Here is a 25,371-nt window from a genome sequence, read left to right as displayed (position 1 = left end):
ACAACGCGATCCACAGAACAATCGACTGCATCCGCCGGGGTTGATGAATCGTGCGGCATCGGTCCATAAGCGTTTTGCGACGGCGGTATGACCCGCCACGGAATTTCGAAGGAATCTCTACGCGTGGCAAACATCAATCAGAAGATCGCAGACGAACTTGGCGTGCGCGAACAGCAGGTCGCGGCAACGGTAGAACTGCTCAACGGCGGCGCGACGGTGCCGTTCGTGGCGCGTTACCGCAAGGAAATCACCGGCGGTCTCGATGACGCACAACTGCGCACGCTGGAAGAACGCCTGACCTATCTGCGCGAACTCGAAGAACGCCGCCTGGTGATTCTGGAATCGGTGCGCGAACAGGGCAAGCTCGATGCCGCGCTCGAAACGGCGATCATGACCGCCGACACCAAGGGCCGTCTCGAAGACATCTATCTGCCGTTCAAACCGAAGCGCCGCACGAAGGCCGAGATCGCCAAGGAAGCCGGCCTCGAGCCGCTGTCGGAACTGCTGCTCACCGAGCCGCAGAACGATCCAAAGAAAGTTGCCGAAGCTTTCGTTAATGCCGAGAAGAACGTCGCCGATGTCGCCGCTGCGCTCGACGGCGCGCGCGCCATTCTTGTCGAGCGCTTCGCCGAAGATGCCGATCTGATCGGCGCGCTGCGCGAGCAGATGTGGTCGAATGGACTGATGGCCTCGACCGTGCGCACCGGCAAGAAGACCGAGGGCGAGAAGTTCAAGGACTATTTCGACTTCAGTGAGCCGCTGCACAAGCTGCCGTCGCACAGAATTCTGGCGCTGTTCCGCGGCGAGAAGGAAGAGATCCTCGATCTCGCGATGCAGCCCGAGCCGGTACCGGCGACGCCTGCTCCGACAACCACACCCAGCTCCTATGAGCTGAAGATCATGAACCGCTTCGGCGTCTCCGATCAGGGTCGCCCCGGTGACAAGTGGCTGACCGAAACCACGCGCTGGGCCTGGCGCACCAAGATCCAGGTGCATCTCAACATCGACCTGCGCATGCGGCTGTGGACTGCGGCGGAAGAAGAAGGAGTCCGCGTGTTCGCGTCGAACCTGCGCGACCTGCTGCTCGCAGCGCCTGCCGGCGCACGCGTCACCATGGGCCTCGATCCCGGTTTCCGTTCGGGTGTGAAGACCGCGATCATCGACGCCACAGGCAAGGTCGTCGCAACGACCACGATTTATCCGCATGAGCCGCAGCGCCAGTGGGATGCGTCGCTGGCGATCCTCGGCAAGCTCGCCGTCCAGCACAAGGTCGACCTGATCGCCATCGGCAACGGCACCGCCTCGCGCGAGACCGACAAGCTGGCGATGGAGCTGGTCAAGCTGCTGCCGGATTTGAAGATGTCGAAGATCGTGGTGTCGGAAGCCGGCGCCTCGGTCTATTCGGCCTCGGCCTTTGCCTCCGAAGAATTGCCCGAACTCGACGTCACGCTGCGCGGCGCCGTGTCGATCGCGCGCCGGCTGCAGGATCCGCTGGCCGAACTGGTGAAGATTGATCCCAAGGCAATCGGCGTCGGCCAGTATCAGCACGACCTCGGCGAGAGCAAACTGGCGCGGTCGCTCGATGCCGTCGTGGAAGACTGCGTGAACGGCGTCGGCGTCGACGTGAATACCGCATCGGCGCCCCTGCTGGCGCGCGTGTCGGGCATCGGAACTGGATTGGCACAGAGCATCGTGCAGCACCGCGATGCCAACGGCCCGTTCAAGTCACGCAAGGCGCTCAAGGAAGTGCCGCGGCTTGGCCCGAAGGCGTTCGAACAATGCGCCGGCTTCCTGCGCATCAATGACGGCGAGGATCCGCTTGATAAATCCGGCGTGCATCCGGAAGCCTATCCACTGGTGCGCAAGATTCTCGAAGCTACCAAGAGCGACATCAAGGCGCTGATCGGCAATGCCGAGATCCTGCGCAAGGTGCAGCCCAAGACCTTCGTGGACGACACCTTCGGCCTGCCGACGGTCACCGACATTCTGAAAGAACTCGAAAAGCCCGGTCGCGACCCCCGCCCCGCCTTCAAGGCTGCAGTGTTCATGGAAGGAGTCGAGAAGCTCAGCGATCTCAAGCCCGGCATGGTGCTCGAAGGCACTGTGACCAACGTCGCTGCCTTCGGCGCCTTCGTCGATATCGGCGTGCATCAGGATGGTCTGGTGCATATCTCCGCGATGTCCAAGACCTTCATCAAGGATCCGCGCGAGGTCGTGAAGTCAGGCGACATCGTCAAGGTGAAGGTGCTGGAAGTCGAAGTCGCCCGCAAGCGCATCGCTCTGACGCTACGCATGGACGATCCTGTCGGCGCCAAGGCCGACCGTCCCCAAGCCGATCGCGGCCCGCGCTTCAACGAGCGCCAGATGACGTCGCGTGCGCCTGCCAAGCAGGAGAGCGGCGGTGGTGCATTTGCGGAAGCATTGCGCCGTGCGGCCGAGAAGGGCGCGGGGAAGGCGAAGTAACTCTCCCCGTCATTGCGAGCGAAGCGAAGCAATCCAGAAGCCAAAAGCGAAGTCTGGATTGCTTCGTCGCAAATGCTCCTCGCAATGACGGCTGTTAGGCCTGCGCCTTCCCCAACTCCACCGCCAACTGCAAAATATCCTCGTCGCAATCACGCGCGCCCATGATCGACAACCCGATCGGGCAATCGTCGAGCCTGGCGACAGGCAGTGAGACCTGCGGCGTGCCGGCATGGCCGGACACGCACAGCAGTTCGATCGCGCGGGCGCGGAACACGTCGAGCGTCGCATCCGGTGTGTTGCGCAGCGGCGCAATGCCCGGCGCGGTCGGCAGCAGCAACACCGTATCGGTCGGCAGCAGCGACAGCATACGTTCAACGATCGCCATGCGCATGGCGTGCGCGGCCGCAATCTCGGCGGGATCGAGTACCGCCGCAGCCGCGAAGCGTTCCTTCACGCCGGGGCCGAGCTTCGGCTGGGTCGCCTTGATCCATTCGCCCTGCGCGGCCCAGGCTTCTTCCGACTGGGCTACACGGAAGGTGTTGCGCCAAGCGTTGAGTTCACCGCTTGCGACATCCACCTCCTCGCTCGCGCCAACCAGCGACTTGATGCGATCGACCGACGGCTGCAGCAGGTTGCGAACCTTTTCATCGACGGCGCCAAACAGGTCGCTTGCGATCAGAACCTTCTTCACCCGGCGCGGGGCACGCGCCTTGTCGAGCAACACCTTGCCGACCTCGACCATCAATTCGGGCGTGCGCGCGAACCAGCCGACAGTGTCGTAGCTCGGCGCCAGCGGCACCGCGCCATCGAGCGGAATGCGACCATGCGTGGTGCGAACGCCGTAGACACCGCAATAGCTGGCGGGCAAACGCACCGAACCACCGGTGTCGGAGCCGATGGCGAAATCGACCAGCGCACCGGCGGTCGCTGCAGCGGAACCACTGGACGAGCCACCGGGAATGCGGCCGGGCGCAGCCGGATTAATCGGCGTGCCGTAATGCGCGTTCTCGCCATTCAGGCTCCAGGCCAGTTCATCCGTATGCGTCTTGCCGACGAGCTTCGCACCGGCATTCAACAAGCGATCCACGATCGGCGTCGACTTTGTTGGCACCGGATGTGTCGCTAGCCATTCCGGGCTGCCGGCGCCGGTCGGCACATTGGCGAGATCGAAGAAATCCTTCAGCGCAAAGGTGAGACCCGCGAGAGGCCCCTCTGTCGTGGTCTGCACTTCGATGTGGCCATGATCCACAAAGGCGTTGAGCGTGTCATTGATCGGCATCGAAGTCTCCGTACGACAAAAGGACGCCCGCTTCAGTGGGGCTTGAGCAGACTCGCAGCCGGCCTGATGAAGGTCCTGATGCCGTTCTTGAAACCGAACAGCGGCTGCGCGATCTCGCATACCGCCTCTGCCTTGGTCTCGCAATCGAGCACCACGAGATCGGCGGGATTGCCGACGGCAATGCCGTAGTGCTTCAGGTTGAGCAGCGTCGCCGGTGCGGACGTCACGAGGTCGAGACATCCGGCAAGGTCGTCCATGGCGCCGACCTGCATCACATTGGCATAGAGATTGATCATGCGGATCAGCGAGACATCGCCGAACGGCGTGAACGGATTCAGCACGTTGTTGGTGGAGATATTGGCGTTGACGCCGAGCGCACGGAGCTTGTGCGCCGAGGTGACGCCGCGCGGCACATTGTTATCGTAATCGCGGCCAGTGAGGAACAGGTCGGTCGCCGGCAACACCGTGACCGCGACGCCGGCATCGGCGAGCCGTTTCGCGGCCGCCTCGAAATCCGCTAGCGGCATCGCCGACAGTTTCGTGGCATGACCGATGGCCACGCGGCCGCCCCAGCCGGTCGCCTCGGTCATGCGGCAGACCTCTTCGTAGTCCGACCGCGTTGGATCGAGATCGAAATCGAGGTGGAAATCGATATCGACGCCAAACTCCTGCGCGATACCAAAAATCCTGGCGATCTGGCCATTCGAATCCTTGTCGATGTAAGGCACACCGCCGACCAGATCGGCGCCCTCTCGCATCGCTTGCAGCAGGACCTCCTCGCAACCGGGATCGTCGAGCAATCCCTCCTGCGGAAACACACACAACTGCAGATCGATCGCCCAGGCGTAATCCTGCTTCAACTTCTTCAGCGCGCGAAAACTGGTCAACCCGATACGCGGATCGACCTCCACATGCGTGCGCATGCGGTTGGTGCCGTGCTTGATCGCTTTCTCCAGCGTCTGCGATGCGCGTGCATAGACGTCCTCTTCGGTGAAGTCGCGTTTGGCCCGCGAGACTTCGCTGATCACCTCCGCGAGCGTACCCTTCGCGCAATTGCAGCGGCCCAGGAGGCAGGATTTGTCGAGATGAATATGCGTCTCCACAAAGCCAGGCACGAGCAGCCGGCCGCCGACATCCTGATCCGGCGCCACGCCGCGCGGCAGGCCGATCTCGATGGCCTCGAACCGCCCGCCGCGAATGCCGATATCCACCGGGCCATCAGGCCGGTCGGCAATGCGCGCGTTGCGCAGGATGAGATCGAAGGTCATGGGAGGACTCCTGAAGAGGCCACGCCACCGATCGGGACGTAGCGAAAGCATATGCGCGGGCAAGCAAGGCATGTGCCAAGGCGCATGCGATTTAACCTCTGACTAACTATCTGAAAATAAGACAATATCTTCAAATCTTGCTTCAAGGAACGCCCAATAATGAGGCGCGCCACACAAGAATTGTATACGATCTGATGCATCTACCGAATGCAATTCTGGCATCGGTTTTGCTATGATGGCGCCAGCATCTGCCCGCAGGAGAAACCCGATGTCGCAATCCCCCACCGCGCTTGCGCCCGTCACCGATGAAACCGCCCAGGCTGCCGACCTCGTCGAGCGGTTTCTCGTGGCCTCCATGGTGCCGGACCCGGAAACCGCCGGCACCTTCATGTCGGCCGACGTCGCGATCACCTTCACCGGCGGCCGCAAGTTCAAGCATCCGCGCGATGCCACCGCGTTCAACGCGATGCGCTACAAATGGGTGAAGAAGAAGATGGAGCGCACCGACGTATCGCCGGGGAATGGCGAGACCATCGTCTACAATACCGGAACGCTCTTCGGCGAATGGCATGACGGCACGCCGTTCGACGGCAATCGCTATGTCGATCGCTTCGTGGTGCGGGACGGCAAGATCGTGAGGATGGATGTCTGGAACGACAGCGCCGAACGCATTCTCGTGCGCATGGATATCGAAGCGTAGTCAGCTTCGTCTCACTGCAAGAGCTCCCCGCAATGACGAGGAGCCCTTGTTGCCTTATTTCACATCCTTCAGCAGCGCGATATTCGCGGCGACTTCCTTTGCCACCAGCTCATCCATCGCTTTCGGCTCCATCGTGATCGTCTCCACGCCGATCTTTTTCAGGGCCGCCTGCATCTCAGGTTTGGCGAGTACCTTGACGCCGGCGTCGTGCATCTTGGCGACGATCTCGGGCGACGTCTTTGAGGGCACGAACACACCGATCCAGCTTTCGCTGACGCCGTCCTTGAGGCCGACCTCAGTCATCGATGGCACGTCGGGCAGTTCGGCAGAACGCTTCTCAGTGGAGACAACGAGCGCGCGGACCTGACCCTCACGGATCAGCGGCAGAGCCGTCGCCGCCGGGCAGAAGTAGAAATCGATACGGCCACCGAGAATATCGGCGATCACTTCCGGACCGCCGCGATACGGCACGTGGGTCGCTTCGAACTTGCCGGCAATGCGAAATTTCTCGGCGCTTATATGCACAGCGCTGCCAATACCGACCGAGCCGAAATTGATCTGCGATCCCTTGGCCTTCGCATCCTTGAGGAAATCGTCCACAGTCTTCCAGGGCCGCTCCTTCGGAATGATCATGATTTGCGGGCTGGAGCCGATCATGATGACCGACGACAGGTCGTTCGACGTGTCATAAGGCAGGTTCGGAAAGATCGCCGGCGTGATCGCCAGCGCCGAGGAATGCGCCAGGATGCTGTAGCCATCCGGCTCCGCTTTCGCCACTGCATTGGTGCCGATCGAGCCGCCGCCGCCGACACGGTTCTCGACCACGATCGTCTGACCGAGCTCAGGACCAAGACGCTCGAAGAAGATTCGCGGCACCACGTCGGTGGCGCTGCCGGGGCCGAACGGGATGGTGGCCTTGATCAACCGGGTCGGCCAGTTGCTTTCGGCCTGCACCGCGACAGACGACAGCAGCACACCGGCGAAAACACACGACCACCGCATAAGCTTATTCATTACTTGCTCCAATAATACCATTCGAGGGGGAATGGCCGCCCAATGATCGGGCCAATCGGCGACAGCGAAGCAAGTTTCGGACCGTTTGAAGCCTAAAACAACGCCCAAACGCGCGGTGATCCAGCCCAGACAAAGGACAATGCCGGCCTCACCCGTGCTGGCGAGGCCGGCCAGTCCGCCTACTTGGCCGCGACCTCGCTTTTGAGCAGCACCTTGTTGTCGGCGATTTCCTTGACCAGCAGCGCATCCATCTCGGATGACTTCATCGGCATCGGCTCGACACCAATCTTCTTCAGCGAAGCCTGCATGTCAGCCGTGTTCAGCACCTTGGTGCCAGTCACATAGAGCTTCTCGACGATCTCCGGCGGCGTTTTCGATGGCACAAACACGCCGAACCAGATTGAGCTGTCCGCATCCTTGAGCCCGGCGTCGATCGGCGTCGGCACATCCGGCAGATCACGCACGCGGGTCGGCGTCGACACCACCAGCGCGCGGACCTGACCTTCGCGGATCAGCGGCAGCGCCGTGGCCAGCGGGCAGAAGTAGAAATCGATGCGACCGCCGATGATATCGGCGATCACCTCCGAGCCGCCGCGATACGGGATATGCGTGGCCTCGAAACCGCCGGCGGCGCGGAATTTTTCCGAACTGATATGCACGGCGCTGCCAACGCCAACCGAGCCGTAATTGATCACAGTGCCCTTGGTCTTCGCGGAAGCCAGGAAATCCTGAATCGTTTTCCATGGCCGTTCGTTGGGCACGATCATCACATTGGCCGCATAGCCAATCATCAGCACCGAGGACAGCTCCCTGGTGGTGTCGTAGTTGAGGTTGGGGAAGATCGCGGGCGCAATGGAGATGGCGTTGGTCTGCGACAGCAAGGTGTAGCCATCCGGATCGCTCTTCGCGACCGCGCCCGTGCCCACCGAGCCGCCCGCACCCACGCGATTTTCAATCACGATCGGTTGCCTGAGCTCCGTGCTCAGTTTTTCGAAGAAAAGGCGCGGGACCACGTCACCCGCACTGCCGGCACCGAACGGATTCACCGCCTTGATCGGCTTCGTCGGCCAGTTGGTGTCGGCCAGCGCAGCGCCGGACATCAATACAGCGGCCAATACGCACGACAATCGCCAGGACTTGTTCATCGCTCGCTCCAGTTGCGCCATTCAATGGAATGGCAGCTCATGGAAGAAGGCAAAAGCAAGAACTGGACCGGCGATGGCCTAGAACGAGGTCCCGGCCCGCGGCTTTTTCTCCGGCACTTCCGGCTCGGTCGGCACCGGCCCGATGCGCAGCGCGGTGATGCGGTTGCGCTCACGGCGCAGCACGCGGAAGCGGAAGTTGTAGAACGTGAAGCTTTGCCCGCGTTCGGGGATGGAACGCGCCTCGTGAATGACAAGGCCGGCCACCGTGGTGGCTTCATCATCCGGCAGATGCCAGTCCATGGCGCGGTTGAGGTCGCGGATCGGCACCGAACCATCGACCACCACCGAACCATCGGCCTGCGCGCGCACACCCGCGACGACCACGTCGTGTTCATCCGCGATGTCGCCGACGATTTCTTCCAACACGTCTTCCAGCGTCACCATGCCTTCGACTTCGCCATATTCGTCGACCACGAGCGCAAAGTGAGTCTTGCGGCGACGGAAGGCTTTCAACTGATCCGACAGTGGACGCATCTCCGGGACGAACCACGGCGGCAGCGCGATCGAAGCTACGTCGATCTTTGCGGTATCGCCATCGACGGCGCGGATCGCGCGCAGCAGGTCCTTGGCGTGGAGCACGCCGATGATGTTTTCCGGCTTCTCACGCCAGAGGGGAATGCGGGTGTATTCAGTGGCCAGCACTTCGCGCACCAGCTCTTCGGATGGCAGATCCGCATTCAGCGTCACCATCGCCGTGCGATGGACCATGACATCGGACACCGCGAGATCGCCGAAGCGAAACACGTTCTGGATATACTCAGCCTCGCCCGACGCGATGCCGCCATGTTCGGCGGATTCACCGACAAGACCTTCGATCTCCACACCGGTGAGAATCTCGTGCGGCGATGCTTCCTGCACGCCGAGCAGCGCCAGCGTGCCACGCGACGCCGCGTTGAGCAGCCAGTTCAGCGGATAGAACAGGATGTAGGATGCGTAGAGCGGATAGGCGATCCATTGCGACACCGGCTCCGGCTGCCGGATCGCCAGCGTCTTCGGCACCTGCTCGCCGATCACGATATGCAGCGAGGAGAAAACAAGGAAGCCGGTGAGGAAGGAGGTAAAGTGCAGCGCGGATTCCGAGAGGCCGAGCGGATCGAGCACCGGCTTCAGCAGTGCCGCCACCGTGGGCTCGCCGACCCAGCCAAGGCCGAGAGAAGCCATTGTGATGCCGAGCTGGCAGCAGGCCAGATAGGCTTCGATATTGCCCATCATGCTCTGCAGCAGGCGTGCGCCGAAGCGGTTCTGCTCGACCATGCTCTTGACGCGGAAGCCGCGGCTTTTGACCAGCGCGAACTCCGCCGCCACGTAAAACGCGTTGGCGGCGAGCAGGAAGATCGCGATCAGCAGATTGACGGTAATCGAATTCATGAAAGTCCTGCGACGGCGCCGGCTTTGGTAACTCCCAAACCGGACACGGTCAGTTCTATCCCGTCAGCTTCTGATGCAGAAAGGCGCGAACCGTCGCGGGATCAACATCGTTTGCAATGACGGCCCGGCCGACGGCTTCCAGCAAAATAAAGGTGAGCTTGCCGCGTTTCACCTTCTTGTCCTGCGCCATCAGCGCCATCAGCGTATCCGCGTCCGCGAGGCCTTCCTGCGCGAAGCCGGCAATGTCCTGCAGCTTCGTGGGGAGACCCACATCGGCGAGATGATGCTGCACGCGGGTCGCATCGCTCTCCGCGATCATTCCAAGCTGCGCCGACAGTTGCGCAGCCAGCACCATGCCGACCGACACGCCCTCGCCATGGAACAACCGGTCCGAGAAGCCGGTCACCGCTTCCAGCGCATGCCCGAAGGTATGACCGAGATTGAGCAGTGCGCGCTCGCCGTTCTCACGCTCGTCGCGCGACACAACACCGGCCTTGGCGCGGCAGGAGGTGGCAATGGCGTGTTCGCGCGCTGCACCGCCGCGCATGATGTCGGCATGGTTGGCTTCCAGCCAGGTGAAGAACTGGTGATCGCCGAGCACACCGTATTTGGCGACTTCCGCATAGCCCGAACGAAATTGCCGTGGCGACAGCGTATCGAGGACCGCCGTATCGGCCACAACCATCACCGGCTGATGGAACGCGCCAAGCAGGTTCTTGCCCTGCGGCGAGTTGATGCCGGTCTTGCCGCCGACGGATGAGTCGACCTGCGCCAGCAGCGACGTCGGCACCTGCACGAAATCGACGCCACGGCGGATGATCGCTGCGGCAAAGCCGGCGAGATCGCCAACCACTCCGCCACCGAGCGCGATGACGAGATCGTTGCGCTCGATCTTTGCCGCGATCAGTGCTTCGGAAACTTTCTCCAGGCCCGCATAGCTCTTCGACCCCTCGCCTTCCTCAACAATGATATGCGAGGTCGGAATATCAGCCGCCGCCAGCGAGGCTTCCGTTGCAGTCAGCCAATGCTTGGCAACGGTCCTGTCGGTGACGATCGCCGTGCGCACGCCCGGTCGCAGCTTCGCAATGCGCGCGCCGAGCGACGGCAGTACATTGCGGCCGATGACGATGTCATAGGTGCGCTCAGCCAGCGCGACGTCCACGACGATAGGGTCGGGGATGATCGGATCGGAATGCTTCAAGGGCGCGGTCATAGTTGAGAACTCAAGGGATCGCCTGTCGGTTCGGAAATGGCGGAAGCTGCGTGCGGGCGGAACAGATGCTCATGCAGCGCGATGATGCCTTCCTCGACGATCTTCTCATGCGGCACGTCGCGCGAGTCGATCGTGATGTCGGTCTGCTCGTAGAACGGATGGCGCGCCTCGATCAGCCGCGCAATGGTCGCGGCGGGATCGGCGGTCTTCAGCAGCGGACGGTTCTCCCGGCGCCGGACCCGGCGCAGAATCACGTCGGCGTCAGCTTTCAGCCACAGCGAGATCGCCTTGTCGCGGATGCGCTGACGGGTCTCCTCGCGCAGGAACGCGCCGCCGCCGGTCGCCAGCAAGATCGGTCCGCTGTCCAGCAGCCGGGCGATCACCCGCGCCTCACCGTCGCGGAAATGCGGTTCGCCGTGGACTTCAAAAATGTCCGGGATCGACATCCCGGCCGCCGCCTCGATCTCGTTGTCGGCGTCGACGAAAGGCAGCCGCAGCCGCGTCGCCATGCGCCGGCCGATGGTCGATTTGCCCGCCCCCATCATGCCCACCAGCACGACCGAGCGCTTTCCCAGCGCCGCGACGATGGCGGCCTCCTGGGGTGCGCTGGCAATGGCCGGCAAGATGGTCTCGGACATCAAAAACACCTGCAAAATCAGTGAGCGACAAGGGATCGCAGAGGTTTGCCGCATTCCGGTCACCTATACTACCCCCAGCGCCAGCGTTGCCAGCACCTCTTGCAGTCTGTATCCGGACAAGGTGACCGCCTCAGGCGGAACGAATCACCCCATTTCGCCGCCGAGTTCCCTGATCATGCCCAGCCTGTTCCGCTTTTTGACGGTGGTCGCGGTGATCGTCGGCGTGGTCTATGGCGTGATCTTCGCGCTGGCCAATTTCGTCAATCCGAAGCCGCGGGACATGACGGTCACCATCCAGCCGGACAAGTTTCTCAAGAAATAGCTGCGCGCAGCAGGCGCATGAAGAGCTGCATGTCCTCCGCGAATTTCGGACCGGCTCCCTCCGCGTGCTTGATGCCATCGATCGCGGCGACAATGACTCCCGCGACGTCGGCGGGTCTGGCTTGCAATGAGCCGAGATTAATCATGCCCGCGGTCTCGGCATCGCTCAGCGCCTGCGCCAGTAGAGCAACCAGTCGGGCCCGCGCGGCGAGCGTGATATCTTTGGCCAGAGCCATGTTGACGTCGAACAGCTCAATGGCGTCGGCGCTGCCCGCGAAAGGGGCGATCAGTTCGCGCTGAAACACGGCCATCGCCGTCTCGATGCGGCCGAACACGTCACCATCGCCTGAGAGTGCCGCCTCGACATCGCGCATGGTCCGCGCATGGGCGCGCGTCGAGCCCGCCCGAAACAGATCTTCCTTGCTGTTGAAGTTCAGATAGAGCGACGCCCGCGAAATTCCTGCCGCACGCGCGATGTCGGCCATCGACGCCTTGCGAAAACCATGGCGGACGAACACCGGCAGCGCAGCATCCAGAATGTGATCGAATTTGGCATCTCGTTCGCTCATTCAGACAGATTGACAGTTCGTGTCCAAAGCGTCAAAAGACAATTAGACAATAATAGTCCAATTGTCCAATTCACGAATTCCACAGGGGACAGGAGCGAACATGCATTCGGGATCGGTCGGCAATCGAGAGACCATTGTTCTTGTCACGGGCATCGGCGGCTTTCTGGGCGGACATATCGCCCGGCAGTTGCTGGCCAAGAGCTACGCTGTCCGCGGTAGCGTTCGTCGCATGAGCGGCTGCGACCGGATCGCGAAGCAGATCTGTGCGACGCCAACCGACTCGCACTCGCTCAGTTTCGCCGAAGCCGACCTCTGCTCCGACATCGGATGGGATGCCGCCGTCACAGGCTGCAACTATGTGATCCACACGGCATCGCCGTTTCCGGCAGGCCTTCCGAAGGATGAAAATGAACTGATCCAACCCGCGCGGGACGGCGCGTTACGGGTACTACGTGCCGCGCACCGCGCAGGCGTGACGCGGGTGGTGCTGACGTCCTCGATCGCGGCCACCAATCACGGGAGCGGCAAGGCGCCGTATACCGAAGACAACTGGACCGATCCGACGGGCAAGCGGGCAACGCCATACTATAAATCCAAGACGCTGGCCGAACGGGCGGCATGGACCTTTGCTGCGGAAACCGGACTGGATCTCGCCGTCATCAATCCCGGCATCATTTTCGGGCCTCTCTTGGGTCCGGATTACGGCACGTCGATCGGGCTGGTTCAGCAGATGATGAGCGGCAAGCTCAAACGTGTGCCGCGTTTCGGCATCGCGGTGGTCGATGTCCGCGATGTGGCTGATGCACATATCAGGGCGATGACCCATCCGGATGCGTCAGGTCAGCGCTTCATCGCGGCGGGGCAGTTTCTATGGATGCGCGACATGGCGGCCGTACTGGCGCAGTCATTTCCGAATTATGCGCCGGCTCTGCCCTCGGGCGAGGTGCCAAACTGGATGATCAAAGCAATGGCGCCGTTCAGCGCACGGTCGCGCATGATCGTACACGAACTCGACGTCGATCTGAGTGTCAGTGCCGCGAAGGCGCAGCGAATGCTGGATTGGCAACCAAGGTCCGCCGACGAGGCCATTCGCGCCAGTGCACAAAGCCTGATCGACCACGGCCTGCTCGCGGCCTCCTGAATTCCCACAATGCACAACAACGGAACCAACCTATGACCTCATCCATCGTCGCCCCGAAAGAGCACCCAGACGCTGAAGATATCCGCAGCATCGAACGCGCGCGGCTTCGTGCGCTTGTGAGCGCCGACATGGCAGCGGCCGAGCCGCTGCACGCTGCAGACTTCCAGCTGATCACGCCGATCGGCGCGGCACTGTCAAAAGCCGAATATCTTGGTGCCGTTGCGGGTGGCCACATCAAGTATCTGACCTGGACGCCCGGTGAAATCGCCGTGCGGTTGTATGGCACGAGTGCCGTGATACGGTATCGCGCCCGCATTGAGGTGGTTTTCGGAGGCCACAAGGTCCCGCCAGGCGACTATTGGCACACCGATGCTTATGAAATGCGTGACCGGCAGTGGATGGTGATGTGGTCGCAGGCCACATCGATCACACAGCTTGCCTGATCTTTGTGGATCTGCATTCGCTCCGGGTTGCTGCAGCCAGTGAAAACCGCTGCTGCAGCCCGGATCATGGGTTATGATGGCACATGACCACTTCCTCAGGCGCCAAGCTCTCCAATCTGTTCCTCGACATGCTCGCCGCCGAACAAGGTGCTGGCGTCAATACACTGGACGCCTATCGCCGCGACCTCGAAGACTTCTCCGAATTTGCTGCCGGGGCGAAATCCAGCTTCATGGCAGCCGACACCCAGTTACTGCGCGACTATCTCGAAGACCTCGACGAGCGCGGCTTCAAATCGACCACCGTGGCGCGGCGGCTGTCCGCCATACGGCATCTGTTTCGCTTTCTGCTCAGCGAAAAAATCCGCACCGACGACCCGGCCGCCATCCTGTCGGGCCCGAAGCGCGGCCGCAGCCTGCCCAAAGTGCTGTCGATTGCCGATGTCGACCGCATGCTGGTGCAGGCGCGCACGCAAGCGCAGAACGCGGAGGCTTCGGCGCAGCAGCGCCTGCGCGATGCCCGGCTCTATTGTCTGCTCGAAGTGCTTTACGCCACCGGGCTTCGTGTGTCCGAACTGGTCTCGCTACCGCTCACCGCTGCACGCCGCGATGCCCGCATGATCGTGGTGCGCGGCAAGGGCAACAAGGAGCGGCTGGTACCGCTTAATGAAACTGCCAAACAGGCAATGGCCGAGTATCTCGCCGCGATGGCCGAGTTGCAGAAGTCTCAACCAAAAAAGAGTGCCGCCTCGAAGTGGCTGTTTCCGTCTTTTGGCGAGAGCGGCCATCTCACCCGACAGCATTTCGCGCGCGACCTGAAAGAACTCGCGGCTGCATCCGGCATCGCGCCGCGGCTGGTCTCGCCGCACGTGCTGCGCCACGCCTTCGCCAGCCATTTGCTGCATAACGGCGCCGATCTTCGCATCGTGCAGACGCTGCTCGGTCATACCGATATTTCGACGACGCAGATCTACACCCATGTGGTGGAAGAGCGGCTCAAGAGCCTGGTCCGCGACCTGCATCCGCTCGCGGAAAAATAGCGCTCAGCGTGAGTGCGGCTCGGCCTCGCCAAGATGATCCGTCTCATCGTCGCGCCGCATCCCGGAGGTCGGCACCAGCACCGGCTGCAACGCCGGAATCAGCCGCGTGCGTTCGCGCTTGGCGGGGATCGCGCGATAGACCTGTTTGGTGGCCTCGACGATATGCACGCCGGCAAACGGCATCGACAGCGCCGCGCCGATTCGCTCCCAGGCCATTGCCGAGCGCAGAAACCAGCCCATGCCCACCGGCGGCATGAATAGCGCCTCACTCCACGCCGTCGGCGTAAACCAAGTCTGTCGTAGCAACTGCGTGATTTGCGAGCGCGAATAGGGGCGGCCGTGACCGAACGGCGTCGAGTCGGTGCGGGTCCAGACGCCCCGGCGATTCGGAATCACCGCCATCAACCGACCGGACGGCGCGAGCACGCGCCAAACCTCGCGGAGCAAACCTTCGGGATCGTCGGACATTTCCAGGGCGTGCACCAGGATGATGCGATCGACGGCGGCATCCGGCAGCGGCAGCGAGAATTCGTCGACCAGTGTGGCCAGCGCGGGCTTTGCCGTCGGCCATTTCAACACCCCCTGCGCCGCCGGCATGAAGGCGATGCACCGTTCGGAATTCTCCCGGAAAAGGCCGAGATACGGTGTGGGGTACCCCAGACCGAGCACACGCTGACCCTCCGCGTCGGGCCAATGCGCCTGAATACCGCGATTGATCAACCGCCGCGCCACGATACCGAGGCGGCGCGAATAGAAATCCCGGAGATCGATCACATCGATGGTCATGATGACTTTCTAACACGTTGCGGCCGCCCACGATCCCCCGAATCGCGCATTGCCGGGGCAGCGTTAACGCCAGTTATCCAGGCCATCGCGGGCGGTGAGTTGCACCAATTGACAAGGCCGGCCCGGCTGCGGCCTATTCGAAGAAACAGGCGCCGCGACGTCGTTGCAGGAGAGACAAAAATGCTGTCACGCCGAGGTCAAACGATCACAAGGACGGCGGCGACGGCTGCGGGTCTGGCCGTGGCAGCACTCGCGCCACTCTCCGCCGAGGCCAATCCGGCGACGGTCGATTACATCTGCACCCCCGCACTGCCGGGCGGCAACAAGATCTCCGTCGATTACAATTCCGGCGGCAAATCGATCACCCTGTTCTATCCCAATGGCGAAACGCTCCGCATGCCGATCCAGAGATCCGGCTCGGGCTTCCGCTACGGCGAAGGCAATGTCGGGATTGCCGGCAAGGGCCAGACCACCATCACGCTGCAGATTGCCGGACAGCCCGCGCGCCAATGTGTGACACCGCGCTGACCGTCATGCATCGCCCATATTCATCCCCATCAATTTGCCGCACGTACGTGCGAGCGCATCACGACGCGATCCAACGGAGTTATCATGGCTGCTGAAATTCGTGTGTTCCCCTGCCTGTCCGACAATTTCGGCTACCTGATTCATGATCCGCAGAGCCTGAAGACCGCCGCGATCGACGCGCCGGAGGCCGGCCCGATCATGAAGGTGCTGCAGCGCGAAGGCTGGAAGCTCACGGATATTCTGGTGACGCATCACCATGCCGACCACGTCGGCGGCATCGCCGAGCTGAAGAAGACCTACGGCTGCAAGGTCACAGCGCCGCACGATCAGGGCACGGCAATTCCTGAAGTCGACGTCCGCGTCGCCGAAGGCGATACCGTGCAGGTCGGCGCGCTAACCGCACGGGTGTTCGAGACCCCCGGCCATACGCTCGACCATATCTGTTACGTGTTCGACAGCGAGCTGGCGCTGTTCTCGGCCGATACGCTGTTTTCCGGCGGCTGCGGCCGGGTGTTCGAGGGCACCTATCCGATGATGTGGCAATCGCTGAAGAAGCTGCGCACGTTGCCGGACGACTACCGTGTCTATTGCGGTCACGAATACACCGCGGCCAACGTCAAGTTCTGCCTCGGCATCGATGCCAACAACGAAGCGTTGAAGGCCCGCGCCGACGAAGTGACGCAGCTACGTGCCGTCGGCAAGCCGACCATCCCCGTTCTGCTCGGGCTTGAGAAGAAGACCAACGTGTTTCTGCGCGCCGACGATCCGGCCATCGCCGCCGCCGTCCGCCTCAAGGGATTCAGCGAGGACGACGTGTTCGGCGAACTCCGTGAACGCAAGAACAAGTCCTGATGACAGGCAAGACGTCAACTGCAGCCGAGATCATCGCGACGCTCGGCCTGCAGCCGCATCCCGAAGGCGGCCACTATCGCGAGACGTTTCGCGACAGTCGCGTAGACGTAAACGGGCGGGCGGCTTCGACGGCAATCTATTTTCTGCTGGCGCGTGGCGAACGCTCGCACTGGCATCGCATCGATGCCGTCGAGATCTGGCACTATCATGCGGGTGCTCCGCTCACGCTGGAAATCGCCAACGACACTGGCCAGCGGACGATCACGCTCGGGCCGGACGTCACCGCTGGACAAGAGCCGCAAGGCATTGTCCCACCGCATGCCTGGCAGGCCGCCTCCACCACTGGCGACTGGACGCTGGTCGGCTGCACCGTGGCACCGGGTTTCGATTTCGCGACGTTTGAGTTGGCACCGAAGGGCTGGAAGCCCGACTAGCCCGGCTTCCAGATCATATCCTTCGCTGCGATCAATGCTGCCGCGGAAGCAATATTCGCGCTCGCCTGCGCGAAGCCGGCCAGAATCAGGAGCGCCGTTGATAGCAGCGGCGTCGCATAGGAGGCGGCACCGAGCACGATGATCGCCGCCCATACCAGCGGACTCGATGGCCATACGGCGTCTCCGTAAAGCGATGTACGGCGAAGGCCAGAAACGCGGCGGCGCATGTCGCACATCCTTCGAGACGCCCGCAAGGGCGTGTTCCTCAGGATGAGGTCCGAGCTTCGAGGCCCGTTACGCGTGATATTGCCCGCCATTGATGGTCATGGTCGAGCCAGTGAAGAAGCCGGACTCGTCGGCCGCCAGGAACACGACGGCGCGCGCAATTTCTTCGGGCTCGCCGAGGCGATTGACCGGGATCTGCGGCAGGATGCTCTTCTCAAGCACGGCGAGTGGCACGGCCTGCACCATCTCGGTGTTGATGTAGCCCGGGCAGATCACGTTCACGGTGATACCGAGCTTGGCATTCTCCAGCGCCAGCGCCTTGGTGAAGCCGATGTCGCCGGCCTTGGCGGCAGAATAGTTGACCTGGCCGAATTGGCCCTTCTGCCCGTTGATCGATGAAATGTTGATGACACGGCCGAACTTACGTTCGCGCATACCCTCGATCACCTGACGAGTCATGTTGAACAGCGAACCGAGATTGGTGTTAACCACCTTGTTCCACTGTTCCGGTGTCATCTTGTGGAATGCGCCATCCATGGTGATACCGGCATTGTTGACCAGCACTTCCACCGGCCCCAGATCGGCCTCGACCTTTTTCACGCCGGCGGCGCATTCATCGAACGAACCGACATCCCACTTGTAGGTGCCGATACCCGTCTCGCTTTTGAATTTCTCGGCGGCGGCATCATTGCCGGCATAGCTTGCCGCGACGCTGTATCCCGCAATCTTCAAAGCCTTGCTGATTGCAGCGCCGATCCCTCGTGTTCCCCCGGTCACCAATGCAACGCGCGCCATGATCGATCCCTCCACCAATCTCTTTTGTAGTTATAGCTTCGAATTAATCTCGCGATACGCTGAACATCAAGCAGAATTGGACCATCAAGCGAAAATGCCCGACGCAAAGCGCCGGGCATTTTGTTGTAGCAGTGTGTGCAGTGCACGCGCGAGCCGATGTTTTCGGCACGCGACGCGTAAGGATTAGTCGCGTGCGATGCACATCGCGATGCCCATGCCGCCGCCGATGCACAGCGTGGCGAGGCCTTTCTTCGCGTCGCGCTTTTCCATCTCGTGCAACAGCGTAACGAGAACACGCGCACCGGATGCACCCACCGGATGACCGATCGCGATCGCGCCACCGTTGACGTTAACCTTCGACGTATCCCAGCCGAGGTCCTTGTTCACGGCGCAAGCCTGCGCAGCAAAAGCTTCATTGGCTTCGATCAGGTCGAGATCGTTAATGGTCCAGCCGGCCTTCTTCAGCGCAGCGCGCGATGCCGGGATCGGGCCAGTGCCCATGATCTTCGGATCGACACCGGCCTGCCCCCACGACACGATGCGGGCAAGCGGCTTGAGGCCTTCCTTGGCAGCCTGCTTGGCGGTCATCAGCACCACGGCAGCAGCGCCGTCATTGATGCCCGATGCCGAGCCGGCGGTGACGGTACCGTCCTTCTCGAAGGCCGGGCGCAACTTGGCCATCGCCTCGATGGTGGCGCCGTGGCGCGGATATTCGTCATCGCTGACGATGACGTCGCCCTTGCGGCCCTTGATTGTGACCGGAACGATCTCGTCCTTGAACTTGCCAGCCTTCTGCGCAGCTTCCGCTTTCTGCTGCGATGCAACAGCGAACTCGTCCTGCTGCTGGCGCGTGATCTGGTACTGCTTTGCCACGTTCTCGGCGGTGTTACCCATGTGATAGCCGTTGAAGGCATCCCACAGACCGTCCTTGATCATGGTGTCGACGAATTCCACCGGACCCATCTTCACGCCACCGCGCAGATATTGCGCATGCGGGGCCATGCTCATGGATTCCTGACCGCCGGCAACGACGATTTCCGAATCACCATTGAGCAACGCCTGATAGCCGAGCGCGACCGTGCGCAGGCCGGAGCCGCACAGCATGTTGACGCCCCAGGCCGAAGTTTCCACCGGCAGGCCGGCAGCAATCGAGGCCTGACGCGCGGGGTTCTGGCCCTGCGCAGCAGTGAGGATCTGTCCCATGATGACTTCGGAGACGCGGGCCGGATCGATCTTGCCGCGCTCTAGCGCCGCCTTGATGGCAATGGCGCCGAGATCATGCGCCGGCATGGTCGCGAAAGCGCCGTTGAAGCTGCCGACGGGTGTGCGGGCAGCGCTGACGATGACGACATCGTCTGACATGGACATCTCCTGTTGTTGAGGTTTTTTCGACGGTCAGAGCCAGGATGGCGGGGGCCGCGTTGCAAACTATCCTGTTAACTGAGGGTTGGACTGTCAATTGGTCAGAAGCCAAATTACGGCCGCAACGCACGCAAAATGGCGCGGATGTCGCTTTGCATAGCACAAGACTGCTGCCATTTTAACCGTGACGCACAAAACGGTAGCCGAGCCCCTTTGAAAGTGCTTACTTTATTGCATTGCGTTGTTCGACAACCTTATGGCGCGCTGCCGTAAGGTTCCCTGTCCTCGGTCCGTATGTGTGAGCCCCCATGGCGAAATCAGATCAACCCACGACAATCAAAAAATATGCGAACCGCCGGCTTTATAATACCGGAACAAGCACTTACGTGACGCTTGAAGATCTCGCTGCGATGGTAAAGGACGGCGAGGATTTTCTCGTCTATGACGCCAAGACCGGCGACGATATTACCCGCTCAGTGCTGGCCCAGATCATCTTCGAACAGGAAAACAAGGCTGGCCAGAATCTCCTGCCAACCACTTTCCTGCGCCAGTTGATCCGCTTCTATGGCGACAGCATGCAGATGGTGGTGCCGAAGTATCTCGAGCAGTCCATCGACAGCCTGACGCGCGAGCAGGAGAAATTCCGCAAGCAGATGACGAACACGTTCAGCATGACGCCGTTCGCGCCACTTGAGGAAACCGTTCGTCGCAACATGGAATTGTTTCAGCAGACCTTCGCGATGTTCAAGCCGTTCGTGCCGCCGCGCGGCGGCGCTGCGTCGCCGGAGCCGGAAAAGGCGCCGGAGCCGACCGCTGAGCCTGCCGACACTATGGATGACCTGCGTCGCCAGATGAAGGAAATGCAGGAACGCCTCGAGCGCATGTCGCACGAGCCGAAGCCGGAATAATTCGCGGCTCACTTGTCGGAAATCGGAATGACGCCGACCGTGGCTACACCTACGGTCGGCGTTTCCATTTGATGAGCGCAACATCGCCATGGCGAAGCAGCCCACCCCACTCACTCTCGACCGGCTCGACACCCCGATCGGCATCGCGCTGCTGGTGACGAACCACGGTGGCGCACTCTGCGCACTCGACTGGATCGATTACGAAGAGCGCTTGCTGACTTTGCTGCGTCGTTACTATGGGACGGTCGAACTGACCGAGAACTCGGCACCATCCGAGATCCGCAGTGCACTCTCACGCTATTTCGACGGCGACCTCGACCAGCTCGATGGCATCACCTGCCACATCCCCGGCACGCCGTTTCAGAACCGCATCTGGACGGCACTACGAAAAATCCCTGCAGGCAGCACACTCAGCTACGGCACGCTGGCCGCGCAACTCGGCGTGCCCAATGCGATGCGCGCGGTCGGCCATGCCAATGGCGCCAATCCCCTGAGTGTCGTCGTGCCCTGCCACCGCCTGATCGGCGCCAACGGTTCGCTCACCGGCTATGGCGGCGGCATCGCCCGCAAGCGCTGGCTGCTGGAGCACGAGGGTGTCGCGGTGAAGTGACATACTAACCTCGCCCCGCTTGCGGGGAGAGGTCGCTTTCCGCATGCGAAGCATGTGGGAAGCGGGTGAGGGGGACTCTCCACTCGCTCCGAGCTTGCTGAGAGCCCCCCTCATCCGTCGCGGACTTGGTCCGCGCCACCTTCTCCCCGCAGGCGGGGAGAAGGAAGATCACGCCGCCGGCTTCTCCGCGATATCGCCGTTTGCCAACAGATGGATCAATGCGCGCTTGATCGCAGCCTGACGCGTCGGGGCATTGATCTGCGCGCCGAGCAAATCGGTGACGTAGAATACGTCGCGCGCGCGCTCGCCGAAGGTCGCCACATGCGCCGAAGCGATATTGAGGTTGAGCTTCGAGATCGCCGTGGTCAGTTGATACAGCAGGCCCGGCCGGTCGAGCCCCGAGACCTCGATCACCGTGTAACGATCCGACCACTGGTTGTTGACGATAACTTCCGGCTCGACGGTGAAAGCCCTGATCTTGCCCTTTGTCGAGGCGCGCTTCGCCACGGTTTCCGGCAGCCGCACCTTGCCTTCGAGCACGTCCTCGATCATGTCGCCGATTCGTGTTGCACGGCGGCCTTCGTCGTCATCGCGATCGTATTCCCGGGAGATCGCGATGGTGTCGAGCGCGCGGCCATCGGTCGTGGTGTAAATCTGCGCGTCGACGATATTCGCGCCGGCTGCGGCGCATGCGCCGGCGATGATCGACAGCAGCCAGGGATGGTCGACCGCAAGGATCGTCAGCTCGGTGACGCCGCGGGCTTCGTCAAAGCCGACATTGATCGCCAGCTTGTGGCCTGCTTCTTCCGACGCGCGCAGGAAACGCGCATGGCGGATCTTGCGGTCGAGCTCGACCTTGAGCCAGTAGGCCGGATAGTGCCGCAGAATATAGGCGTTGAGATCCTGCTCGGGCCACTCGGTGAAGGCACGGCGGAATTCGGCCTGCGCCGAGGCGATGCGCTGCGCGCGATTGACCTCGGAGAAGCCGCCGGTGAGCACCGGCTCGGTTTCGTAATACAGCGTCCGGATCAACTGCGCTTTCCAGCCGTTCCAGACTCCGGGACCGACGCCGCGGATATCGGCGGTGGTGAGAATCGTCAGCAGCTTCATCTGCTCAACCGACTGCACGACGGCAGCGAAATTCTCGATGGTCTTGCTATCCGACAGGTCGCGCGACTGCGCCACCGTGGACATGGTCAGATGTTCCTCGATCAACCATGCCACGAGATCGGTGTCGGCGGCGTTGAATCCGAGCCGCGGGCATAGCCGCCGCGCCACCTTGGCGCCAGCGATGGAGTGATCCTCCGGACGCCCCTTGGCGATGTCATGCAGCAACACTGTGATATAGATCACCGCCCGATGTTCCGGGCGGATCTTACGCATCAGATCGCTGGCGACAACGAACTCGTCATTCCCGCCCCGCTCGATCTCCTGAAGGATGCCGACACACCGCAGCAGATGCTCATCCACCGTATAGTGATGATACATGTTGAACTGCATCATCGACACGATGCGGCCGAAGGCACGAATGAAATGACCGAGTACGCCGGTCTCGTTCATCCGCCGCAGCACGATCTCGGCATTGTCCGAGGTCAGGATCTCCATGAACAGCGCATTGGCTTCGGCGTTCTCGCGTATCTCCGGCGTGATCAGCCGGAGCGAGCGCGTCGCGGTCCGCATCGCATCGGGATGGAAGGCCAGATTGTGCTTCTGCGCCAGTCGGAAGAATCGGATCAGATTGATCGGGTCTTCCTTGAACACGTCAGGCGCAGCAAGGTTGATACGGTTGTTGTCGATGATGAACGCATCGCTGTCCGGCAGCCGGCGACGATGCATCTCGGGCCGCAGCTTGGCCATCATGCGCGTCAGCGCCGGCGCCGGCTTGGCCTGCTGGTCTTCGAGCTTGGCGCACAGGATCGCGGTGAGATCGCCGACTTCCTTGGCAATCAGGAAGTAGTGCTTCATGAAGCGCTCGACGTCCTGCATGCCGGGATGCGAGGTATAGCCGAGGCGGACCGCAATCTCGCGCTGCAGGTCGAAGGACAGTCGCTCTTCCGGCCGTTTGGTCAGGAAGTGGATATTGCAGCGGACCGACCACAGGAAATCTTCGCAACGCTTGAAGGTGCGGTATTCCTGCGGATCGAACACGCCGCGCGCGACCAGCTCCTTGCTGTCGCGCACCCGATAGACGTATTTCGCGATCCAGAACACCGTGTGCAGGTCGCGCAGGCCGCCCTTGCCGTCCTTGACGTTGGGCTCGACCAGATAGCGCGACTGGCCGCCGCGGCGATGGCGCTCCTCGCGTTCGGCGAGCTTGGCAGTGACAAATTCCGCGGCGGTGCCCTGCACCACTTCGGCATCGAAGCGCGTGACCAGTTCGTCATACAGAGCCTGATCGCCGGTGAGGAAGCGCGTTTCCAGGATCGCGGTGCGGATCGTCATGTCGCCGCGCGCCTGGCGGATCGATTCATCCACCGAACGCGTGGCGTGGCCGACCTTCAGGCCCATGTCCCACAGGCAATACAGAATGACTTCGGCGACCTGTTCGCCCCAGGCGGTCTGCTTGTAGGGCAGGATGAACAACAGATCGATGTCGGATTCCGGCGCCATCAGCCCACGGCCATAGCCACCGGTGGAGACCACCGCCATCCGTTCGGCACCAGACGGGATTGGCGAATGATAGAGATGCTTCGTCGCCGCGGCGAACAGCATGCGGATGATTTCATCCTGCACGTGGCAGAGCTGCTCGGCACAGCGTCGGCCGTGGCGGTCCTTCAGCAACACGGCCTCGGCGGCTTCACTGGCCTTGAGCAGTTCGGCCTTCAGCAGCTTGGCGACCGCGGCGCGAAACAAATCGTTCTTGCCGCGATGCTGCGCTGCAAGCGCATCGATCTCGGCGGTAATCCGCGTCGTATCGAAGTCGGTTTCGGTTGTCGGTCTGTCTTGTGTAGCAACGCTGTCCATGAACAACCCGGATATCGGACGGCGCAAGCGCTGTCACGGTGATTGTAGCCCCACAGCTAGTCCATGCTGCCTTTTGCGCAATCCGGGCAACAACGTTCTCGCGGCGGTGTCCTTGGCGCATCATATCTTCTCGTTGACGGAACGCCATAACTAATTGAAATTAAAGCACGTTTTCGCACAGAGAGCGACCCCGGCGTGGTGCCATGACGCCCGCAGGATGCGAGTCGCCTTCGAACCTCACGTTTCGACAGTTCATCAGGGAGAGACCAGAATGTTCACGATGTCACGGCGCGCTGTCGCCGGTCTGATTGCTGCGGCTGCACTGCTGCCCGGAGCTAGCTTCGCCGCCGAACCGCTCAAGGAAATCCGGCTCGACTGGGCGACCTACAATCCGGTCTCGATCATCCTCAAGCAGAACGGCCTGCTGGAGAAGGAATTCGCCAAGGACGGCGTGAAGATCACCTGGGTACAGTCGGCCGGCTCCAACAAGGCGCTCGAATTCCTCAATGCGGGGTCCATCGATTTCGGCTCGACCGCGGGCTCGGCTGCGCTGGTCGCCAGGATCAACGGCAACCCGATCAAGTCGGTCTATGTCTATTCGCGGCCGGAATGGACCGCGCTGGTGACCGGCAAGGACTCCAAGATCGCCTCCGTCGCCGATCTCAAGGGCAAGCGGGTCGCGGTGACCCGCGGCACCGATCCGCACATCTTCCTGGTCCGCGCTTTGCTCGGCGCCGGCCTGACCGACAAGGACATCACGCCAGTTCTGCTGCAGCATGCCGACGGCAAGGCCGCGCTGATCCGCGGCGACGTTGATGCATGGGCCGGACTCGATCCGATGATGGCGCAGGCCGAGGTCGAGGACGGTGCCAAACTATTCTTCCGCAAGCCGGACGCCAACACCTGGGGCATCCTCAATGTGCGCGAGCAATTCCTGAAAGATTATCCGGATGCCGCGCGCCGCGTGCTCGCCGTCTATGAGGAAGCCCGCAAATATTCGCTGGAGAATTATCCCGAGCTGAAGAAGGCCTTCATCGGCGTCACCAAACTGCCCGACGCCGTGGTCGACAAGCAGCTCAAGGAACGCACCGAACTGACCCATAGCCGCATTGGCGCACCGCAGCGCGAGTCCATCCTCGCCGCCGGTCTCGCGTTGCAACAAGCCGGCGTCATCGACGCCAAGGTCGATGTGAAGGCTACGGTGGATGCACTGATCGACGATCAGGTCCCGCTGCCGAAGAGCTGACG

General features: G+C 61.9%; 24 protein-coding genes and 1 pseudogene. 12 read left to right on the top strand and 13 right to left on the bottom strand.

Going from position 1 to position 25,371, the window contains the following annotated elements; translation table 11 throughout:
* Nucleotides 1-123: 123 nt before the first annotated feature.
* Entirely contained in the window at nucleotides 124-2,463 is a 2,340-nt protein-coding gene (locus AB8A50_RS25095) for a Tex family protein (RefSeq protein ID WP_439079266.1), read from the top strand.
* A gap of 94 nt (nucleotides 2,464-2,557) precedes the next feature.
* Here AB8A50_RS25095 and AB8A50_RS25090 read toward each other — a convergent pair whose 3' ends face one another.
* Nucleotides 2,558-3,742, bottom strand: coding sequence for an amidase (locus tag AB8A50_RS25090; protein WP_439079265.1), 1,185 nt, complete (start codon nucleotides 3,740-3,742; stop codon nucleotides 2,558-2,560).
* 32 nt (nucleotides 3,743-3,774) lie between these two features.
* Nucleotides 3,775-5,010, bottom strand: coding sequence for an amidohydrolase family protein (locus tag AB8A50_RS25085; RefSeq protein WP_439079264.1), 1,236 nt, complete (start codon nucleotides 5,008-5,010; stop codon nucleotides 3,775-3,777).
* 268 nt (nucleotides 5,011-5,278) lie between these two features.
* Between AB8A50_RS25085 and AB8A50_RS25080 the strand changes: the two genes are divergently transcribed.
* Entirely contained in the window at nucleotides 5,279-5,710 is a 432-nt protein-coding gene (locus AB8A50_RS25080; RefSeq protein ID WP_184513304.1) for a nuclear transport factor 2 family protein, read from the top strand.
* 54 nt (nucleotides 5,711-5,764) lie between these two features.
* Here AB8A50_RS25080 and AB8A50_RS25075 read toward each other — a convergent pair whose 3' ends face one another.
* From AB8A50_RS25075 to AB8A50_RS25055, 5 genes are all read right to left on the bottom strand, one after another.
* Entirely contained in the window at nucleotides 5,765-6,724 is a 960-nt protein-coding gene (locus AB8A50_RS25075; RefSeq protein ID WP_439079263.1) for a Bug family tripartite tricarboxylate transporter substrate binding protein, read from the bottom strand.
* 179 nt (nucleotides 6,725-6,903) lie between these two features.
* On the bottom strand, nucleotides 6,904-7,869 hold the full coding sequence (locus AB8A50_RS25070; protein WP_439079261.1) for a Bug family tripartite tricarboxylate transporter substrate binding protein: 966 nt from the start codon (nucleotides 7,867-7,869) through the stop codon (nucleotides 6,904-6,906).
* A 78-nt stretch (nucleotides 7,870-7,947) separates the two neighbouring features.
* Nucleotides 7,948-9,297 (bottom strand): hemolysin family protein, encoded by a 1,350-nt coding sequence (locus tag AB8A50_RS25065; RefSeq protein ID WP_439073300.1) that lies wholly within the window; start codon nucleotides 9,295-9,297, stop codon nucleotides 7,948-7,950.
* 55 nt (nucleotides 9,298-9,352) lie between these two features.
* Nucleotides 9,353-10,510, bottom strand: a complete 1,158-nt coding sequence (aroB, locus tag AB8A50_RS25060) for a 3-dehydroquinate synthase (protein ID WP_439079260.1) — start codon at nucleotides 10,508-10,510, stop codon at nucleotides 9,353-9,355.
* Nucleotides 10,507-11,148 carry a shikimate kinase gene (locus AB8A50_RS25055; RefSeq protein ID WP_089262630.1) on the bottom strand — a complete coding sequence of 214 codons (642 nt, stop codon included), beginning with the start codon at nucleotides 11,146-11,148 and terminating at the stop codon, nucleotides 10,507-10,509. The genes aroB and AB8A50_RS25055 overlap by 4 nt, the downstream gene beginning before the upstream one ends.
* A 175-nt stretch (nucleotides 11,149-11,323) precedes the next feature.
* Here AB8A50_RS25055 and AB8A50_RS25050 point away from each other — a divergent pair, with 175 nt between their 5' ends.
* Complete coding sequence (locus AB8A50_RS25050) at nucleotides 11,324-11,470, top strand: histidine kinase (RefSeq protein WP_089262632.1); 147 nt, start codon at nucleotides 11,324-11,326, stop codon at nucleotides 11,468-11,470.
* Here AB8A50_RS25050 and AB8A50_RS25045 read toward each other — a convergent pair.
* Complete coding sequence (locus AB8A50_RS25045; protein WP_439079259.1) at nucleotides 11,460-12,038, bottom strand: TetR/AcrR family transcriptional regulator; 579 nt, start codon at nucleotides 12,036-12,038, stop codon at nucleotides 11,460-11,462. The genes AB8A50_RS25050 and AB8A50_RS25045 overlap by 11 nt on opposite strands.
* Nucleotides 12,039-12,138: 100 nt before the next feature.
* On the opposite strand from AB8A50_RS25045, the gene AB8A50_RS25040 reads away from it, so the two are divergent.
* The 3 genes from AB8A50_RS25040 to xerD all read left to right on the top strand — a co-directional run bounded on the left by AB8A50_RS25040 (nucleotide 12,139) and on the right by xerD (nucleotide 14,659).
* Nucleotides 12,139-13,179: an SDR family oxidoreductase gene (locus tag AB8A50_RS25040; protein WP_093759668.1), complete on the top strand. Its 1,041-nt coding sequence runs from the start codon at nucleotides 12,139-12,141 to the stop codon at nucleotides 13,177-13,179.
* Between the two features lie 32 nt (nucleotides 13,180-13,211).
* Nucleotides 13,212-13,622, top strand: coding sequence for a nuclear transport factor 2 family protein (locus AB8A50_RS25035; RefSeq protein WP_093759670.1), 411 nt, complete (start codon nucleotides 13,212-13,214; stop codon nucleotides 13,620-13,622).
* Between the two features lie 83 nt (nucleotides 13,623-13,705).
* Complete coding sequence (gene xerD, locus AB8A50_RS25030; RefSeq protein WP_439079257.1) at nucleotides 13,706-14,659, top strand: site-specific tyrosine recombinase XerD; 954 nt, start codon at nucleotides 13,706-13,708, stop codon at nucleotides 14,657-14,659.
* Nucleotides 14,660-14,662: 3 nt separating this feature from the next.
* Here xerD and AB8A50_RS25025 read toward each other — a convergent pair whose 3' ends face one another.
* The gene (locus tag AB8A50_RS25025) at nucleotides 14,663-15,445 is read right to left on the bottom strand and encodes a class I SAM-dependent methyltransferase (RefSeq protein WP_089262642.1); all 783 of its coding nucleotides are present in this window, start codon (nucleotides 15,443-15,445) and stop codon (nucleotides 14,663-14,665) included.
* Nucleotides 15,446-15,625: 180 nt separating this feature from the next.
* Here AB8A50_RS25025 and AB8A50_RS25020 point away from each other — a divergent pair, with 180 nt between their 5' ends.
* From AB8A50_RS25020 to AB8A50_RS25010, 3 genes are all read left to right on the top strand, one after another.
* The gene (locus AB8A50_RS25020; RefSeq protein WP_439079256.1) at nucleotides 15,626-15,973 is read left to right on the top strand and encodes an MliC family protein; all 348 of its coding nucleotides are present in this window, start codon (nucleotides 15,626-15,628) and stop codon (nucleotides 15,971-15,973) included.
* Between the two features lie 84 nt (nucleotides 15,974-16,057).
* A complete protein-coding gene (gene gloB / locus AB8A50_RS25015; protein WP_439079255.1) occupies nucleotides 16,058-16,825 on the top strand; it encodes a hydroxyacylglutathione hydrolase in 768 nt (255 codons plus the stop codon).
* Nucleotides 16,825-17,259, top strand: a complete 435-nt coding sequence (locus AB8A50_RS25010; protein WP_439079254.1) for a cupin domain-containing protein — start codon at nucleotides 16,825-16,827, stop codon at nucleotides 17,257-17,259. Before gloB ends, AB8A50_RS25010 begins: the two co-directional genes overlap by 1 nt.
* On the opposite strand, the pseudogene AB8A50_RS25005 reads toward AB8A50_RS25010, so the two are convergent.
* The 3 genes and pseudogenes from AB8A50_RS25005 to AB8A50_RS24995 all read right to left on the bottom strand — a co-directional run.
* Nucleotides 17,256-17,482: pseudogene (locus AB8A50_RS25005) on the bottom strand (EamA family transporter); the annotation flags it as partial. The gene AB8A50_RS25010 and the pseudogene AB8A50_RS25005 overlap by 4 nt on opposite strands.
* Nucleotides 17,483-17,553: 71 nt before the next feature.
* Entirely contained in the window at nucleotides 17,554-18,279 is a 726-nt protein-coding gene (gene phbB, locus AB8A50_RS25000; RefSeq protein ID WP_068732968.1) for an acetoacetyl-CoA reductase, read from the bottom strand.
* Between the two features lie 183 nt (nucleotides 18,280-18,462).
* Nucleotides 18,463-19,641 (bottom strand): acetyl-CoA C-acetyltransferase, encoded by a 1,179-nt coding sequence (locus tag AB8A50_RS24995; RefSeq protein WP_089262650.1) that lies wholly within the window; start codon nucleotides 19,639-19,641, stop codon nucleotides 18,463-18,465.
* 308 nt (nucleotides 19,642-19,949) lie between these two features.
* On the opposite strand from AB8A50_RS24995, the gene phaR reads away from it, so the two are divergent.
* Nucleotides 19,950-20,549, top strand: coding sequence for a polyhydroxyalkanoate synthesis repressor PhaR (gene phaR / locus AB8A50_RS24990; protein ID WP_089262652.1), 600 nt, complete (start codon nucleotides 19,950-19,952; stop codon nucleotides 20,547-20,549).
* Between the two features lie 88 nt (nucleotides 20,550-20,637).
* Nucleotides 20,638-21,159: a methylated-DNA--[protein]-cysteine S-methyltransferase gene (locus AB8A50_RS24985; RefSeq protein WP_439079253.1), complete on the top strand. Its 522-nt coding sequence runs from the start codon at nucleotides 20,638-20,640 to the stop codon at nucleotides 21,157-21,159.
* 168 nt (nucleotides 21,160-21,327) lie between these two features.
* Here the strand turns inward: AB8A50_RS24985 and AB8A50_RS24980 are convergent, their stop codons facing one another.
* On the bottom strand, nucleotides 21,328-24,123 hold the full coding sequence (locus tag AB8A50_RS24980) for a [protein-PII] uridylyltransferase (protein WP_184513274.1): 2,796 nt from the start codon (nucleotides 24,121-24,123) through the stop codon (nucleotides 21,328-21,330).
* 271 nt (nucleotides 24,124-24,394) lie between these two features.
* Between AB8A50_RS24980 and AB8A50_RS24975 the strand changes: the two genes are divergently transcribed.
* On the top strand, nucleotides 24,395-25,369 hold the full coding sequence (locus AB8A50_RS24975; RefSeq protein WP_439079252.1) for an aliphatic sulfonate ABC transporter substrate-binding protein: 975 nt from the start codon (nucleotides 24,395-24,397) through the stop codon (nucleotides 25,367-25,369).
* The last annotated feature ends 2 nt before the right edge of the window (nucleotides 25,370-25,371 follow it).

This window comes from Tardiphaga sp. 841_E9_N1_2 (assembly GCF_051811065.1).
Taxonomy (GTDB): domain Bacteria; phylum Pseudomonadota; class Alphaproteobacteria; order Rhizobiales; family Xanthobacteraceae; genus Tardiphaga; species Tardiphaga robiniae.
The sequence above is the reverse complement of the archived record's forward strand: the minus strand, read 5'-3'. Positions and strand labels throughout refer to the sequence as shown.